The following is a 17,485-nucleotide window of genomic DNA, read 5'->3' as shown; positions in this document are numbered from 1 at the left end:
CCGATACAGGGCAGAATACGCGCCGCTCAACCTCACCTTCGACCCCAGAGGATCGCCCATGGCCAAACCCAACTACTCCTTCGCCAAACGTCAACGAGACCTGGAAAAGGAAAAGAAGAAAGAGGAAAAGCTTCAGCGCAAGAAACAGCAGGCTGAAGAAGCGGCACTGAACCCAGACGGGGAAGTGGCGACTGACGACGATGTTGATGTTGATGCACCGAAAGACCAGGCGCCTGACGCCTGAGCTGATTGCTGATTCGCTCCCTGCGGGAGCGATCTGTGGTGAGGGAGCTTGCTCCCGCTGGGTTGCGCAGCGACCTCAAATTGTTTTGCGACTGCTTCGCAGTCGAGCGGGAGCAAGCTCCCTCGCCACATTGGCTCCCGCCAGTGAAATTTCCTTATTCCAATGGCATCACCGTGACCCGCACTTCCGGATCATGCGAACCGCCCCCCAGAATCACCCCGCGCAACGGCGACACATCGGAAAAATCCCGGCCCCACGCCAGGGTGATGTGCTCCAGCGCCGGCTGCACATTGTTGGTCGGATCGAAATCCACCCAGCCCAGCACCGGACAAAACACTGACACCCAGGCATGCGACGCATCGGCGCCGATCAGGCGTGGCTGCCCCGGTGGCGGCTGGGTCAGCAGATAGCCACTGATGTAGCGCGCCGCCAGCCCCCGTGAACGCACGCAAGCGAGCATCAAATGCGCGAAGTCCTGACACACGCCGCGCCGGCGCTCCAGCACCTCGACCAGCGGCGTCGCCACCTGCGTCGCCTCGGCATCGAAGGTAAACTCGCTGAAAATCTTCTGCATCAAGGCCTGCACACCGAGCAGCAACGGGCGGCCCGGCGGAAAACAGCTCTCGGAAAACTCGACGAAGCTGCGTTTCAGATGCACGTAGGGTGACTGAAAGCGATAGCGACAAGCCTCCAGCATTTCTGCGGACAACGGCTGGCTGCTGTAGGTCAGCGCATTGCGCGTCTGCTCCCACGCTGGGGACAGACTGAAATCCGCCAGTGGCCGCGCCAGCACCTCGACCGTGAGCCGGGCGTTGACCTGCAACTCATCGTGCGGGCGCTCGAAGGCCAGTCGAGTCAGCGGATTGCCGAACACATCCAGTTCATCCCGCCGCGTGGTCGGCTCCGGGCTGATCAGCAATTGCTGCTCGGTGCAGCGCTGCCATGTGCATTCACGCGGCCACAGGTGCGCCAACTGCTGTGCCAGCGACACCGGGCTGTCGTAGTGGTAACAGGTGTCGTGAAAGATCTGGTAATGCGAGCTCATCAGACGGACACCGTGCGCTGGCTGACATCATCGACATGGGCAAAGTGGCGCAGCGCCAGACGATCCGATACTTGCCCGCTGGCCTCGGCAATCTCTTGCAGCAGATCCGCCAGACCATCGAGCGCAGCACGCACGCTGTTCTCCCCGAACAGCGGGTTCTCCAGACACCCCAGATCAAACCGCGCCAGACGCTCGACCAGTTGCGGCAACCCGGCCTCGCGAGGCACGCCGAAATCATCATTCAATCGCTTGAGCGTGCGGGTCACCAGTTTCAACTGAAACAGCACCGCATGCGGGTTCTGCTCGTCCAGCAGCAACAGGTCGAGCACCGGAATCAACTGCGCCACCGCCAGATACCGCGAACGGTAGGTGATGCTGCTGTTGCCCAGTTCCAGCAGCCATTCCAGCCCGGCCTGATCGAACGCCCCGGCGCCGCGCAGAAACGCCGCCAGACTGCTGCTGAGAAACTGCAACCGCTCGATGCGCCGGCCGATCATCAGAAAGCGCCAGCCCTCGTCGCGAGTCATGTCGTCGAGCGCGAAACCCGAGAGCGCCGCCAGCGACATCACCAGCCGATTGAGGAAATCCAGCAACTCGCCGAAGTCCGGCTCTTCGGTGTCCAGTTCCAGCGCCTCGCGCTGCAACTCGACCAACGCCTGCCAGTTCTCCCGCGAAAGCTTGCCGCGCACCTGCGAGGCCGCCCACTGCAGGCGCTGCAGGTTGGAGCGCAGGCTGAACGACCAGTCCTCGCCGAGCAGCGCCGCCAGCAGCCGCTCCGGCAACTCGCCCTCCTCCGGCAGCAAATTCAGCCGCTCGCCCAGCTCCACGGCGGCCTGCAAGGCTTGCGGGTCATCGCCATCGACATACCGCGCAAGCATGATCCGCAGCAGTCGCGCACTGTCGTCGCAACGCTCGCAGTAACGGCCGAACCAGAACAGGTTCTCCACCACCCGCGAGGGCAGGTACGGATCGCGGCGCACCAGATCGTGCAAGCCGACATTGCGCTGGGTTTTCCATTGCTCGCCACTCGGCGCACGCTCGCCCAACACCCAGGTGTCCTTGCTCGCACCACCGCGCTGCATCGACACCACTTCGGCATCAGCCTCGGCGGCGACCCGGGTCAGCCCACCGGGCAATATGCGATAACCGTCTCCAGCGGCCACCGCGTACACGCGCATGCCGATCGCTCGCGGTTGCAGTTGGCCGTCTTCAGCCTGCCAGACTGGCGCCTGGGACAGCTGCGCCAGTTCTTGTGCGACATAGGCGTATGGCCGCGCCTGCATCCGCTCGGCGAGCGCCTGACGCTGTTGTTCGCTCAGATCGCGGCCGAACACCGGGGCGAAGCTTTGTGAGGGGAACGCCGGTTTGATCAGCAGCTCCGGAAGCTTTTCCAGCGCTTGCGCCAATACCGGCGCCTCGCCGCACCACCAAGTGGCGATGGACGGCAGCAGCAGTTCTTCGCCGAACAGGTACTGATTGATCTTCGGCAAAAATCCGAGCAATCCCGGCGACTCCAGCACGCCGCTGCCCAAGGCATTGGCCACCAGTACCCGACCCTGACGCACCGCTTCCAGCAAGCCGGGCACACCGAGTGCCGAGTCGGTGCGCAACTCCAGCGGATCGCAGAAGTCATCGTCGAGCCGGCGCATGATCGCGTGCACCCGGCGCAGACCGCTGAGGGTTTTCAGGTACACCGTGGCGTCGCGCACCGTCAGGTCCCCGCCCTCCACCAGTGGATAACCGAGCTGGCGCGCCAGATACAAATGTTCGAAGTAGCTTTCGTTGAAGCGCCCCGGCGTGAGCAACACCACCAGCGGCGCATCGTCGTCACACGGCGCCTGTCGCGCGAGGGTTTCCTGAAGGGTGCGGAAGAATCCCGCCAGGTGCTGCACTTTCAGATCCCGGTACAGCTCGGGAAACGCCCGCGAAACAATGGTGCGGTTTTCCAGCGCATAACCCGCCCCCGACGGTGCCTGGGTACGATCGGCCGTGACCCACCAGCGCCCGTCCGGCGCCCGCGCCAGATCCACGGCATACAGATGCAGAAAGGCATCCTCCGGTGGCGCGATGCCCTGACAAGGCCAGAGAAAATTGTTGTGGCCGAACACCAGCTCCGCCGGCAACAGCCCTTCGCTGATCAGCCGCTGCGGCCCGTACAGATCGGCCAGTACCGCGTTGAGCAGGCGTGCTCGCTGGGCAATTCCCGCCGACAGTTGCTGCCACTCATCAGCACCAATCACGTGCGGCAGCAGGTCCAGTTCCCACGGACGGTCAGCGCCCTTGGGATCGGCATAGACGTTGTAGGTCACGCCGTTTTCCTGAATCTGCCGGGCCAGCAACGCCTGCCGCTGCACCAGTTGCGCCGGGGTGCTGCGCTGCAATTGATCGAACAGCCGCCGCCAGTGCGGGCGCACTTCCCCGCTGTCGTTCAGCAGTTCGTGATAAGTGCCCGCCGTCAGCGGGTAGCGGTCTAGCAGGTCAGGCATGGAAAGCTCGGCAGACAGCAGGGAACGGTCAGACTAACGCAGGCACATGACGTGCGGATATACGAAAAATCCGCATGTCGTGCAGGACTTAGAAACGTCGCAAATCGAGCGTCATCGGCAGCTCGTCGGAGATTGTCAGGTTCGGTATCGGAAGTTTCCCCGGTGTATGTCCGATGCGGAAAAACCGCGCCATGCGCCGGCTCTCCGCCTCGTTGGCATTGACCGGCAGCGTCTCGTAATTACGCCCACCCGGGTGTGCAACGTGGTACTGGCAACCGCCCAGCGAACGCTGCATCCAGGTGTCGAGCAGGTCGAACACCAGCGGCGCATGCACCGGGATGGTTGGTTGCAGGCAGTTGGCCGGTTGCCAGGCCCGAAAGCGCACGCCGGCGACGAACTCACCGATGCGCCCGGTCGGTTGCAGCGGCAGCGGAATGCCGTTGCAGGTCAGCAGATAGCGCTGCGGCGGCAAGCCGCTGAGCTTGATCTGCAAACGCTCCAGCGACGAATCGACATAACGCACCGTGCCACCCGCCGTACACTCCTCGCCCAGCACATGCCAAGGTTCCAGCGCCTGGCGCAGCTCCATCTCGATGCCGCTGACCGCGTAATCGCCGATCTTGGGAAAACGGAACTGCAGATGCGCAGCGAACCACTCGGCGCGCAATGGATAACCGGCGTTGTTCAGTTCAACGATAACGTCGGCGAAATCCTGCTCGATAAAGTGCGGCAGCATGAAGCGGTCGTGCAGCTCGGTGCCCCAGCGCGCCAGTTTCGGCGGCGCATATGGCTCGCGCCAGAATCGCGCAACGAGTGCACGCAGCAACAACTGCTGAGCCAGGCTCATCCGCGCATGCGGCGGCATTTCGAAGGCGCGCAGCTCCAGCAGGCCAAGGCGCCCGGTAGCGCCATCCGGCGAATACAGTTTGTCGATGCAGAACTCGGCGCGGTGAGTGTTGCCGGTGACGTCGATCAGCAAATTGCGCAGCAGTCGATCCACCAGCCACGGCGCGCACGCCTCGCCCGGTTCAGGCATCTGCGCGAAGGCGATTTCCAGTTCGTACAGGGCGTCGTTGCGCGCTTCATCGACCCGCGGCGCCTGCGAGGTCGGGCCGATGAACAAGCCGGAAAACAGGTAGGACAGCGACGGATGGTTGTGCCAGTAGCTGATCAGGCTGCGCAGCAGATCCGGGCGACGCAGAAACGGTGAGTCCGCCGGGGTCGCACCACCGAGGACGAAATGGTTGCCGCCGCCGGTGCCGGTGTGGCGCCCGTCGATCATAAATTTCTCGGTGGTCAGCCGCGTCTGTCGCGCCTGTTCATAGAGAAACTCGGTGCGTTCGACCAGCTCGTCCCAGGTCGCGGACGGCTGCACGTTGACCTCGATCACGCCCGGATCCGGGGTGATGCGGAAGTTGCTCAGGCGCGGATCGCTCGGCGGCTCGTAACCTTCCAGCAGCACCGGGCAATGCAGCTCTTCGGCGGTGGCTTCGATCGCCGCCACCAGTTCCAGATAGGCTTCGACCCGCTCCAGCGGCGGCATGAACAGATACAGACGCCCTTCGCGGGCCTCGGCACAGAAGGCGGTGCGGGTCAGCCAGTCGGCTGACTCGTCGATTGTCGGCGCACGTTCGTCGGCCGCGGCGGGTTCGGCATGACTGTTGAGCTGCGTGGTATCCGGCAGCTCGGGGAAGTCCTGATTCGGATCGTTGGGATGAATGAACGGATACTCCGCCGCCTTCACCCACGGCTGCGAGCCGAGCGGCAGGCGATAACCTAGCGGCGAATCCCCCGGCACCAGCCGGCAATGCTCGTCGCGCAGATACCAGCGCCCGCTCTGCCATTGATCACCTTTGGCCGTGCGCGCCAGCGGCAGTACCTGGCCGATCACTTTATCCAGACCTTGAGCGAAAACCTTGCGCAACCGCGCACGCTCCAGCGGTTCTTCAAGACGCGAGTCTTCGGCGCTGACGTTGCTCGGCAATGCGCCTTCGCGCCAGAGGTAATAGAAATTGTCTTCGTAGGCCGGGAACACGAAACGTGCCGGCAGTTTCAGGCGTTCGGCAACACTCGCGAGAAAACGCCCGGCCAGTTCGCCATCGGCACCGTAGTCCCGCTGCTCATCGGCGATCAGCGCGCTGTTGTGCCAGATCGGCACGCCATCGCGGCGCCAGTAGCAGTTGAGCGACCAACGCGGCAATTGCTCGCCCGGGTACCACTTGCCCTGACCGAAATGCACCAGACCTTTCGGCGCATAGTGCTGGCGCATGCGTTGGAACAGTTCGGCGGACAGTCGGCGCTTGTCCGGCCCCAACGCCGCAGTGTTCCATTCGGCGCCATCGGGGTCGTCGATGGAGACGAAGGTCGGCTCGCCGCCCATGGTCAGGCGCACATCGTCTTTGAGCAGATCGGCGTCGATCTGTCGCCCCAGCGCCTGAATCGCCAGCCACTGCTCATCGGTGTAGGGCTTGGTCACCCGTGGCGCTTCCCAGACGCGCTCCACCGACATTTCGTGGCTGAACTGGCATTCGCACGGCTCGACCTGGCCACTGATCGGCGCGGCCGAAGACGGATCGGGACTGCAGGCCAGCGGGATATGCCCTTCACCGGCGAACAGCCCGGACGTGGCATCCAGACCGATCCAGCCAGCACCGGGCAAGTACACCTCGCACCAGGCATGCAGGTCGGTGAAATCCACCTCGGTACCGGATGGGCCGTCGAGACTCTTCACATCAGCGGTCAGTTGAATCAGGTAGCCAGAGACAAACCGCGCGGCCAACCCGAGGTTACGCAGCAGTTGCACCAGCAGCCACGCCGAGTCGCGACAGGAGCCGGACGCATGTTCGAGGGTATGTTCCGGAGTCTGCACGCCCGGTTCCATGCGAATCAGGTAACGGATGTCTTCGCTGAGGCGCTGGTTGAGCATCACCAGGAAATCCACGGCGGGCAGTGGCGTGCGGTCGATCCCGTCCAGATAGGCTTTGAATGCCGGGGTCAGCGGCAGGGTTTCGAGGTACGGCGCCAGCTCCTTGCGCTCATCGGCGGCGTAGGTGAAGGGGATTTTCTCGGCGTAGGGTTCGAGGAAGAAGTCGAACGGATTGAACACCGCCATCTCGGCCAGCAGGTCGACTTCGATGCGCAACTCGTCGGTTTTCTCGGGGAATACCAGACGCGCGAGGTAGTTGCCCTGCGGGTCTTGCTGCCAGTTGATGAAATGCTGCTCGGGCGAGACTTTCAACGCATAGGAGAGAATCCGCGTACGGCTATGGGCGGCCGGGCGCAGGCGAACGATCTGCGGGCCGAGTTCGACAGCGCGGTCGTAGCGGTAATGCGTGACGTGATGCAATGCGACATGAATCGACACGGCGTGCCTCCTGCGAGCCTAAGCGTATTCGAAAGCGCGCAAGACTTATGCCATGCAGGGGCTTGGGCGCTTTCCCGGAATGCTCAGGGCAGTACAGCACCAAAATCGGGCGATGCGGGGAAATGGTTCGAGGAAGTTGCGCCTAAATGTGGCGGGCAGTGATTGATGAGGTGATTGATCTGGCCCCATCGCTGGCAAGCCAGCTCCCACAAGGTTCCTCGGTGGCCACAGTTTTGTGAGCGACAGATAAACCTGTGGGAGCTGGCTTGCCAGCGATGAGGGCAGTGACTTCAGCAAATTTCCTGACACCTGAAATGCAAAACGCCAACCCGAAGGTTGGCGTTCTGTTGAAACAAAAAGCGGTTTAGCGCGGTACGACCGGCTTGCGAGCCGGTTTAGGCCCCTTGCCCTTGGCTGCTTCCTTGCGCTCCTTGGCCGCCTGCTGGTTGCGGGCAAACGCCGCAGCCTTGGCTTGCTCACGCTTGTCCCAAGGATTGCCACCGTCGCTGGCACGCGGTGGCAGGCCATTGTGCTGAGTGAGAATCTTGGTGGTCTTCTCTTTCGCGACCTTGTGGCTGCCGGCCGGCGTCGAGTTTTTGCGTCGAGCGCTCTGGTAGCTGTCGGTGGCCGGCTGATGCAGCGGAATCAACTGATCCTTGCCTGGACCGATCAGATCACCACGACCCATGCGGATCAACGCTTCACGCAGCATCGGCCAGCCTTTCGGATCGTGATAACGCAGGAACGCCTTGTGCAGGCGGCGCTGCTCTTCGCTCTTGACGATGGTCACGCCGTCGCTCTTGTAGGTGACCTTGCGCAGCGGGTTCTTGCCCGAGTGGTACATCGCGGTGGCGGTGGCCATCGGCGACGGGTAGAACGCCTGCACCTGGTCGGCACGGAAGCCGTTGCCCTTGAGCCACAGCGCCAGGTTCATCATGTCTTCGTCGGTGGTGCCCGGATGCGCGGCGATGAAGTACGGGATCAGGTACTGCTCTTTGCCTGCTTCCTTGGTGTACTTCTCGAACATGCGCTTGAACTTGTCATAGCTGCCAATGCCCGGTTTCATCATCTGGTTGAGCGGACCTTCCTCGGTATGTTCCGGGGCGATCTTCAGGTACCCGCCGACGTGGTGGGTCACCAGTTCTTTGACGTACTCCGGCGACTCGACCGCGAGGTCGTAACGCAGGCCGGAGGCGATCAGAATCTTCTTCACACCCGGCAAGGCACGGGCGCTGCGGTACAGCTGAATCAGCGACGAGTGGTCGGTGTTCAGGTTCGGGCAGATGCCGGGGAACACGCAGGACGGCTTGCGGCACGCGGACTCGATTTCCGGGCTCTTGCAGGCGATGCGGTACATGTTCGCGGTCGGGCCGCCGAGGTCGGAGATGACGCCGGTGAAGCCCGGGACCTTGTCGCGGATCTCTTCGATTTCGCGAATGATCGATTCTTCGGAACGGTTCTGGATGATCCGGCCTTCGTGCTCGGTGATCGAGCAGAAGGTGCAGCCGCCGAAGCAGCCACGCATGATGTTCACCGAGAAACGGATCATGTCGTAGGCCGGGATCTTTTCCTTGCCGTACGCCGGGTGCGGAACCCGTGCGTAAGGCATGCCGAACACGTAGTCCATTTCTTCAGTGGTCATCGGAATCGGCGGCGGATTGAACCAGACGTCGATCTCGCCATGCTTCTGCACCAGCGCGCGGGCGTTGCCCGGGTTGGTTTCCAGGTGCAGCACGCGGTTGGCGTGGGCGTACAGGACCGGATCGTTACGCACCTTTTCCATCGACGGCAAGCGGATCACGGTCTTGTCGCGGGTCATGCGCGGGCTGGCCAGGATCTGTACGACCTTGGCTTCCTCGGGATCATCCACCGGCCCCTTCTCTTGCTCGATGGCGCAGGCCTGGGTGTCCTGAGTGTTTACGTACGGGTTGATGATCTTGTCGACCTTGCCCGGACGGTCGATGCGCGTGGAATCGACTTCGTACCAGCCCTGCGGCGTGTCACGACGGATGAACGCGGTACCGCGCACGTCGGTGATGTCTTCGATCTTGTGCCCGTAGGACAGACGCTGGGCCACTTCGACGATGGCGCGCTCGGCGTTGCCGTACAGCAGAATATCGGCGCTGGCGTCGATCAGGATCGAGTTGCGCACGCGATCCTGCCAGTAGTCGTAGTGGGCGATGCGGCGCAGCGAAGCTTCGATGCCGCCGAGGACGATCGGCACATGTTTGTAAGCTTCCTTGCAGCGCTGGCTGTAGACCAGGCTCGCGCGATCCGGACGTTTGCCCGCCATGCCACCCGGGGTGTAGGCGTCGTCGGAACGGATTTTCTTGTCCGCAGTGTAGCGGTTGATCATCGAGTCCATGTTGCCGGCCGCGACGCCGAAGAACAGGTTCGGCTCGCCGAGCTTCATGAAGTCATCTTTGGACTGCCAGTTCGGCTGGGCAATGATCCCGACGCGGAAGCCCTGGGACTCCAGCAGCCGGCCGATGATCGCCATGCCGAATGAGGGGTGATCGACGTAGGCATCACCGGTGACGATGATGATGTCGCAGGAATCCCAGCCGAGCTGATCCATCTCCTCCCTGCTCATCGGCAGGAATGGCGCTGGCCCGAAACATTCGGCCCAGTACTTTGGATAGTCAAATAACGGCTTGGCTGCTTGCATGTCGATAACCGGTGTTGGCTTTCATTGAATTTCGCGGGCGCGGAATATAGCACAAATTTTGACCAATTCCGACGGCTGTGGTCGGAAATTGTGCTTTACCTGTGGCGAGGGAGCTTGCTCCCGATCGGCTGCGCAGCAGTCGAATTCCGGGGGCTGCTGCGCAACCCGGCGGGAACAAGCGCCCTCGCCACAAGTGCTCGACGTTACTCGTCGTCGTCGAAGTTGTAACTGCCCGGCGCGAGGTTTTCGAAGCGGGTGTACTTACCGATAAAAGCCAGGCGGATAAAGCCGATCGGGCCGTTCCGCTGCTTGCCGATGATGATTTCGGCGATGCCCTTGTGCTCGGTTTCCGGGTGATACACCTCGTCCCGGTACACGAACATGATGACGTCGGCGTCCTGCTCGATCGCTCCGGATTCCCGCAAGTCGGAGTTCACCGGACGCTTGTTGGGACGTTGTTCCAGGGAACGGTTGAGCTGCGACAGCGCCACCACCGGGCAGTTGAATTCCTTGGCCAGGGCTTTGAGGGATCGCGAGATCTCGGAAATCTCGTTGGTCCGGTTGTCACCGCTGGATCCGGGGATCTGCATCAGCTGCAGGTAGTCGATCATGATCAGGCCGATGTCGCCGTGCTCGCGCACCAGGCGCCGGGTCCGCGCGCGCATTTCCGACGGGCTGATGCCGGCGGTATCATCGATGAACAGCTTGCGATCGTTGAGCAGGTTGACCGCCGAGGTCAGGCGCGGCCAGTCGTCGTCTTCGAGCTGGCCGGAACGCACCTTGGTCTGGTCGATACGACCGAGAGACGAAAGCATACGCATGATCAGCGATTCGCCTGGCATCTCGAGGGAGTACACCAGCACCGCCTTGTCGCTGCGCAGTACGGCGTTTTCCACCAGGTTCATCGCGAAGGTGGTTTTACCCATCGACGGACGGCCGGCGACGATGATCAGGTCGGACGGCTGCAGCCCGCTGGTCTTCTCGTCGAGGTCGGTATAACCGGTGGACAGACCGGTGATTGCGTCGGCGGTGTTGAACAGGGTGTCGATGCGGTCGATGGCCTTGGTCAGCAGGTCATTCACGCCCACCGGGCCGCCGGTTTTTGGCCGGGCCTCGGCAATCGCGAAGATCTGCCGCTCGGCTTCGTCGAGGATTTCCTCGGCGGTGCGACCTTCGGGGTTGAAAGCGCTGTCGGCAATTTCAGTGCTGATGCCGATCAACTGACGCAACGTCGCCCGCTGGCGAACGATCTGCGCATAGGCCTTGATGTTGGCGACGGACGGCGTGTTTTTCGCCAGCTCGCCGAGGTAACCGAGGCCGCCGACCTGGGACGTCTGACCTTCCTTGTCCAGTTGTTCGGCAAGGGTCACGACGTCGATCGGCATGTTCTGATCGGCCAGTTTGGCGATCGCACGGAAGATCAGACGGTGGTCATGTCGGTAGAAATCGCCGTCGGAGACTTGATCGAGCACGCGTTCCCAGGCGTTGTTGTCCAGCATCAGACCACCGAGTACGGCCTGTTCGGCCTCGATGGAATGCGGCGGCACTTTCAGCGCGGCGGTTTGCAGATCGTATTGCTCGGGAGCGGTGATTTCGTTCATGGCCACTTGGAGTCAGGTTTGAAAACGGGATTACCAGAAAGACAAAGGGCACGACCTGTAAACAGGATCGTGCCCGATGTTACCGGCAAGCACCCGAGGGTGCCAGCCGACAAGTATTGCTTAAGCTGCTACCACGACAACGCGTACGGTGGCTTCAACTTCGGCGTGCAGGTGCACAGCCACGTCGAATTCACCCACGTTGCGGATGGTGCCGTTCGGCAGACGAACTTCGCTCTTCTGCACTTCAACGCCGGAAGCGGTCAGTGCGTCAGCGATGTCGTGAGTACCGATCGAACCGAACAGCTTGCCTTCGTCGCCAGCGGTGGCAGTGATGGTCACTTCCAGCTCGGCCAGTTGGGCAGCACGGCTTTCAGCCGATGCTTTACGGTCTGCGGCAGCTTTTTCCAGCTCGGCACGACGCTCTTCGAACGCAGCCAGGTTGGCAGCGGTCGCAGCGGTAGCTTTGCCGAAAGGCAGCAGGTAGTTACGGCCGTAACCGGCCTTAACGTTTACTTTGTCGCCCAGGTTGCCCAGGTTGGCGATTTTTTCCAGAAGGATCAGTTGCATGTGGAAATCCTCTTAACTTTTAACCTTCACCGTTCGCGTTATCGGTGCCTTTCGACACGTGACGACCGCGAAAATCAATCAGGCTGTCGACAATGGCCAGAACCACGAGCAACGGATAGAGCAGCTGCATGAACAGCAGCAGTGTCACGTACAACCCCACCAGCCAGAAACCGGCCAGTCGCTTCTGCCCGACCAGCCCGTGAATCAGGGCGAGTCCAGCGAACACCAGCGGTACACTGCACAACGGCGTCAACATGGCCATCTGTGCACCGAGATTCGGGCCCAGAAGCATCAACGCCAGCAGCAACATCGCCGGCCCCAGCGGGATCCGGATGGCGCGAAACTCGCGACCAAAACCACCCGGGTTGTACAACAACGCCTGCCAATGCCGCCCGACAATCAGGCTCAGCACGCTGACGATCTGCAACAAAGCCGCAATCAGTCCGGTCAGGACTGGTGCAATCAGGGACGCGAAGCGCGCTTGCTCATCGACCGACAATTGCTTGTAGGTTTCACCAAGAAGCGCCGGCATGACCTTTATCAAGGCCTGCGCGAGCATCTCGATCTGGGCCGCAAACGCTGCCCCGAGCACCACTGAAAACACCACTCCCATCACTACGCTGACCAGCAGCGTGCGAACCCAGGATTCGCTTGCGCGCAACACCAACGCAAGCCCCGAAGATCCCAGCAGCACCAGAAGCGCCCGTGGATCATCGGCATACAGCCACCAGATCAATGCCGGCAGCAATCCCAGCGACAGAACGCCCAGGGCGTCCGTCAGTCCGCGCCGCAGAAGCACCAGGCTCCCGGCGGCAGCACCCAACCAATACAACAACGGCAATGTTGCACACCCGGCCACTACGAGAGTGGCCTGCATGCGGCCGCGCATGATGAACTCAGCTAAGGCGCGCATGCATTCAATCCTTTGCTACTTGTCGACTGCCCGGTCTCAGCGGCCGTGGCTGTCGGTGTAGGCCAGCAGGGCCAGGAAGCGGGCGCGCTTGATAGCGGTGGCCAGCTGACGCTGATAACGAGCTTTGGTACCGGTGATGCGGCTTGGAACGATTTTGCCGGTCTCGGATACGTAGGCTTTCAGAGTGTTGAGATCTTTGTAATCGATCTCTTTCACGTCTTCAGCGGTGAAGCGGCAGAATTTACGACGACGGAAGAAACGTGCCATTTGATAGGCTCCTTAAAAGGTCCGTGGATTACTCGTCAGCGTTATCGCTGTTGTCGCTGTCATCACCCTCAACGCCATCAGCGTCGGAGTGCTCAGGACGGTCGCGACGCTCACGGCGCTCACTGCGGTTTTCTTCAGCCTTGAGCATCTCGGACTGGCCGGTAACGGCTTCGTCGCGACGGATGACCAGGTTACGGATCACTGCATCGTTGTAGCGGAAGTTGTCTTCCAGCTCGGCCAGGGCCTTGCCAGTGCACTCAACGTTCAGCATCACGTAGTGAGCCTTGTGAACATTGTTGATTGCGTAGGCCAGTTGACGACGGCCCCAGTCTTCCAGACGGTGGATTTTGCCGCCGTCTTCTTCGATCAGCTTGGTGTAACGCTCAACCATGCCGCCGACTTGCTCGCTCTGGTCAGGGTGGACCAGAAAGATGATTTCGTAATGACGCATGAATGCTCCTTACGGGTTGTAGCCTGCCGCTCAAAAACGGTCAGACAAGGAGTGAATGACACTTATGGACTTGCTGGCGCGGGGCACATGCGTGCCTGCCGTCACAGCAAGGGGCGCAATTGTAGAGAAGGGACTGCGCAGGCGCAAGGCAATTGGTGATTATTTGAACAATCACCGGGAGACACCTGTAGGAGCTGCCGAAGGCTGCGATCTTTTGACTTTGATTTTTTAAAAAACAAGATCAAAAGATCGCAGCCTCGTTTTACTCGACAGCTCCTACAAGCCACACAGCGAGGTTTACTTCTTGGCGGCTGCCTTGGCCTTGGCACCGCGCTGGCGCTGCGCTTCGAACAGGCACACACCGGTGGCCACGGACACGTTGAGGCTGCTGACGCTACCGGCCATCGGCAGGTTCACCAGGTAGTCGCAGTGCTCGCGGGTCAGGCGACGCATGCCTTTGCCTTCAGCGCCCATGATCAGGATGGTCGGGCCGGTCAGGTCCTGCTCATAAATGCTGACCTCGGCCTCACCCGCCGTGCCGACCACCCACAGACCGCGCTGCTGAAGCTTTTCCAGAGTGCGTGCCAGGTTGGTCACCGCCACCAGCGGAATCACTTCCGCCGCGCCGCAGGCCACTTTACGCACCACCGGCGTCAGGGTTGCCGACTTGTCCTTGGGCACGATCACCGCCAGCGCGCCGGCAGCATCCGCCGAACGCAGACAGGCGCCGAGGTTGTGTGGGTCGGTCACGCCGTCGAGCACCAGCAACAGCGGTGCGCCTTCGGTACGGTCGAGCAGCTCGTCGAGCATCGCCTCGCCCCAGACCTGGCTCGGACTGACGTCCGCCACCACGCCCTGATGCACACCCTCAACCCAGGCATCCATTTCGCGGCGCTCGGCCTGACCGATCTGCACCCGATTTTCGTTGGCCAGCTCGATCAGGGCCTGCACGCGCGGATCGTTGCGGCTTTCGGCCAGCCAGATCTGCTTGACGCGTTTGGGGTGGTGACGCAACAACGCTTCTACCGCGTGAACGCCGTAGATTTTTTCCAACTGACTCATGACTTCGCCTTCGGTTTACGCGACCCGCCACTTTTGGCTGGAGCCGAACCCGCTTTTGGCGGGCCTTTACGGTGTTTGCTCGGTTTGGCTGGCTTGCCGCCGACGGCCTTATCAGACGCCGACCGTCCGGTCTTTCCCCCAGACGCCGCTTTACCACCGCTTTTGGCTTCGGCCAGCAAGGCCTTCTTCAATTCACGGCTTTTGCGCAGCTCGGCGTTTTTCGCCACAGCATCGCTCGGGCGATAGGCTTCGACAGCCTTCTCTTTGGCCGGACGACGGCTGGCGGTTTTTGCCGGAGCCTTGTCTTCCACAGCCTTGCTCGCAGGTGCTGCGGTATCGGCGCCACGCTTCTTGCGGCCAATCGGCGCGCTGATGGTTTTTTCAGCCATCTCGAAGTCGATCTTGCGCTCGTCGAGGTCGACGCGCATCACGCGCACTTCAACGGTATCGCCGAGACGGAAGCTGCGACCGGTGCGCTCGCCCGCCAGGCGGTGATGCACAGGGTCGAAGTGGTAGTAGTCGCCCGGCAGCGCGGTGACGTGCACCAGGCCTTCGACGTAGATATCGGTCAGCTCGACGAACAGGCCAAAACCGGTCACGGCGGTGATCACACCCGGGAACGACTCGCCGACGCGATCCTTCATGAACTCGCACTTGAGCCAGTTCACCACGTCGCGGGTGGCTTCGTCGGCACGGCGCTCGCTCATCGAGCACTGCTCGCCGAGTTGCTCCAGCGCCGCTTCGTCGTACGGATAGATGCGCGCTTTCGGAATGGTCATCGCCCCGGCACGACGAACGTGCGGAGTGTCCTGTTTCGAATGGATCACGCTGCGGATGGCGCGGTGCGTGAGCAGGTCCGGGTAACGACGGATCGGCGACGTGAAGTGGGTATAGGCTTCGTAATTCAGGCCGAAGTGGCCTTCGTTCTGGGCGCTGTACACCGCCTGGCTCAGGGAGCGCAGCATCACGGTCTGGATCAGATGGAAATCCGGACGGTCCTTGATGCTTGCCAGCAGAGCCTGATAGTCCTTCGGCGACGGGCCGTCCTTGCCTTTGTGCAGGGACAGGCCGAGTTCGCCGAGGAACGCGCGCAGCTTTTCCAGACGCTCCGGTGGCGGGCCGTCGTGGACGCGGTACAGCGCAGGGATTTCGTGCTTCTTGAGGAATTCGGCAGTGGCCACGTTGGCGGCCAGCATGCATTCCTCGATCAGCTTGTGCGCATCGTTGCGGGTGGTCGGACGGATTTCGGCAATCTTGCGCTCGGAACCGAAGATGATCCGGGTTTCCTGAGTTTCGAAATCGATCGCGCCACGCACGTGACGGGCCGCCAGCAACACCTTGTACAGCGCATACAGCTGCTTGAGGTGCGGCACCACGTCGGTGTATTCGCCGCGAAGCTTGCGTGCTTCGGTGGCTTTCGGGGTTTCCAGCATCGCGCTGACCTTGTTGTAGGTCAGACGGGCGTGGGAATGGATCACCGCTTCATAGAAGCAGTAGTCGGTCATTTCGCCAGACTTGGAGATGGTCATCTCGCAAACCATGGCCAGACGATCGACGTGCGGGTTCAGTGAGCACAGGCCGTTGGACAGCTGCTCAGGCAGCATCGGCACCACGCGCTCGGGGAAGTACACCGAGTTGCCGCGCACCTGGGCTTCATTGTCCAGGGCCGAACCGATCTTCACGTAGCTGGAAACGTCGGCGATCGCCACGTACAACTTCCAGCCGCCGGAGAACAGGCGCAGCTTGCCGGGCTTGGCTTCGCAGTAGACCGCGTCGTCGAAGTCGCGGGCATCTTCGCCGTCGATGGTGACGAACGGCAGATGGCGCAGGTCGACACGCTTCTCTTTGTCTTTCTCTTCGACTTCCGGCTTGAGCTTGGCGGCTTCTTTCAGAACAGCTTCAGGCCAGACGTGCGGAATGTCGTAGGTGCGCAGCGCGACATCGATTTCCATGCCCGGCGCCATGTAGTTGCCGACCACTTCGACCACATCGCCTTGCGGCTGGAAGCGCGGCGTCGGCCAGTGGGTGATTTTCACCTCGACAAACTGACCGATCTGCGCGTTGGCGTTGCGGCCTGGCGTAACCAGCACTTCCTGCTGGATCTTCGGGTTGTCGGCAACGACGAAACCGATACCGCCCTCTTCGAAGTAGCGACCGACGATGGTTTCGTGGGCACGGGACACCACTTCGACGATCACGCCTTCACGGCGGCCACGACGGTCGAGACCGGAAACACGGGCCAGCGCACGGTCGCCATCGAACACCAGACGCATCTGCGCCGGGCTCATGAACAGGTCATCGCTACCGTCGTCCGGCACCAGGAAGCCGAAACCGTCGCGGTGACCGCTGATGCGGCCGAGGATCAGGTCGAGCTTGTCCACCGGCGCATAGGTGCCACGGCGGGTGTAGATCAATTGAGCGTCGCGCTCCATGGCGCGCAGGCGGCGGCGCAGGGCTTCGATCTGGTCTTCTGTGGTCAGACCAAACTCTTCGACCAGTTGCTCGCGGGCAGCAGGCGAACCCCGATCGGCGAGATGCGCCAGGATCAGTTCGCGGCTGGGAATAGGGTTTTCATATTTTTCCGCTTCACGAGCGGCCTCGGGATCGAGGGACTGCCAATCGGCCATTAGAGAGTTTTCACCTTGTCTATATGCGGGTTAGTTTGGCATAGGCGCCATCAAACGGGAAATTTCCGACTCTATAAGGCCCTTCTGGAGCCTTGTATCGACGCCTGAAAGCTTTTTTGAACACCGCTGGTAAAAAAATTCATTTTTTTTGCTGACAGGGGTTTACAGTTAAAAAGGCGCTCCGTATAGT

The 17,485-nt window shown here is 61.6% G+C and carries 12 protein-coding genes; 1 reads left to right on the top strand and 11 read right to left on the bottom strand.

Annotation, left to right across the window (positions count from 1 at the left end; translation table 11 throughout):
• The first annotated feature begins 58 nt into the window (after window positions 1–58).
• The gene (locus tag ACU680_RS12825) at window positions 59–244 is read left to right on the top strand and encodes a hypothetical protein (protein WP_007967464.1); all 186 of its coding nucleotides are present in this window, start codon (window positions 59–61) and stop codon (window positions 242–244) included.
• 154 nt (window positions 245–398) lie between these two features.
• Here the strand turns inward: ACU680_RS12825 and ACU680_RS12820 are convergent, their stop codons facing one another.
• From ACU680_RS12820 to rnr, 11 genes are all read right to left on the bottom strand, one after another.
• Complete coding sequence (locus ACU680_RS12820) at window positions 399–1,289, bottom strand: transglutaminase family protein (RefSeq protein ID WP_448179603.1); 891 nt, start codon at window positions 1,287–1,289, stop codon at window positions 399–401.
• Window positions 1,289–3,775: a circularly permuted type 2 ATP-grasp protein gene (locus tag ACU680_RS12815; RefSeq protein WP_448179602.1), complete on the bottom strand. Its 2,487-nt coding sequence runs from the start codon at window positions 3,773–3,775 to the stop codon at window positions 1,289–1,291. Before ACU680_RS12815 ends, ACU680_RS12820 begins: the two co-directional genes overlap by 1 nt.
• A gap of 88 nt (window positions 3,776–3,863) precedes the next feature.
• A complete protein-coding gene (locus tag ACU680_RS12810; protein ID WP_448179601.1) occupies window positions 3,864–7,139 on the bottom strand; it encodes a transglutaminase family protein in 3,276 nt (1,091 codons plus the stop codon).
• A 364-nt stretch (window positions 7,140–7,503) separates the two neighbouring features.
• Window positions 7,504–9,807, bottom strand: coding sequence for a YgiQ family radical SAM protein (locus ACU680_RS12805; protein ID WP_007967456.1), 2,304 nt, complete (start codon window positions 9,805–9,807; stop codon window positions 7,504–7,506).
• Window positions 9,808–10,010: 203 nt separating this feature from the next.
• The gene (dnaB, locus tag ACU680_RS12800; RefSeq protein ID WP_007967455.1) at window positions 10,011–11,408 is read right to left on the bottom strand and encodes a replicative DNA helicase; all 1,398 of its coding nucleotides are present in this window, start codon (window positions 11,406–11,408) and stop codon (window positions 10,011–10,013) included.
• A gap of 120 nt (window positions 11,409–11,528) precedes the next feature.
• Window positions 11,529–11,975 carry a 50S ribosomal protein L9 gene (gene rplI, locus ACU680_RS12795; protein WP_003221136.1) on the bottom strand — a complete coding sequence of 149 codons (447 nt, stop codon included), beginning with the start codon at window positions 11,973–11,975 and terminating at the stop codon, window positions 11,529–11,531.
• 19 nt (window positions 11,976–11,994) lie between these two features.
• Entirely contained in the window at window positions 11,995–12,888 is an 894-nt protein-coding gene (locus ACU680_RS12790) for a hypothetical protein (protein WP_367082813.1), read from the bottom strand.
• 36 nt (window positions 12,889–12,924) lie between these two features.
• Complete coding sequence (gene rpsR, locus ACU680_RS12785) at window positions 12,925–13,155, bottom strand: 30S ribosomal protein S18 (RefSeq protein ID WP_002551829.1); 231 nt, start codon at window positions 13,153–13,155, stop codon at window positions 12,925–12,927.
• A gap of 28 nt (window positions 13,156–13,183) precedes the next feature.
• Window positions 13,184–13,606, bottom strand: a complete 423-nt coding sequence (gene rpsF / locus ACU680_RS12780; RefSeq protein ID WP_003221133.1) for a 30S ribosomal protein S6 — start codon at window positions 13,604–13,606, stop codon at window positions 13,184–13,186.
• Between the two features lie 297 nt (window positions 13,607–13,903).
• Window positions 13,904–14,668, bottom strand: coding sequence for a 23S rRNA (guanosine(2251)-2'-O)-methyltransferase RlmB (rlmB, locus tag ACU680_RS12775; RefSeq protein ID WP_448179600.1), 765 nt, complete (start codon window positions 14,666–14,668; stop codon window positions 13,904–13,906).
• Window positions 14,665–17,295: a ribonuclease R gene (gene rnr, locus ACU680_RS12770; RefSeq protein WP_448179599.1), complete on the bottom strand. Its 2,631-nt coding sequence runs from the start codon at window positions 17,293–17,295 to the stop codon at window positions 14,665–14,667. Before rnr ends, rlmB begins: the two co-directional genes overlap by 4 nt.
• Window positions 17,296–17,485: the final 190 nt, after the last annotated feature.

It is taken from the genome of Pseudomonas sp. LF020 (assembly GCF_053456425.1).
Note: the sequence above shows the minus strand (reverse complement) of the source record. Positions and strands in the feature narration are given on the sequence as shown.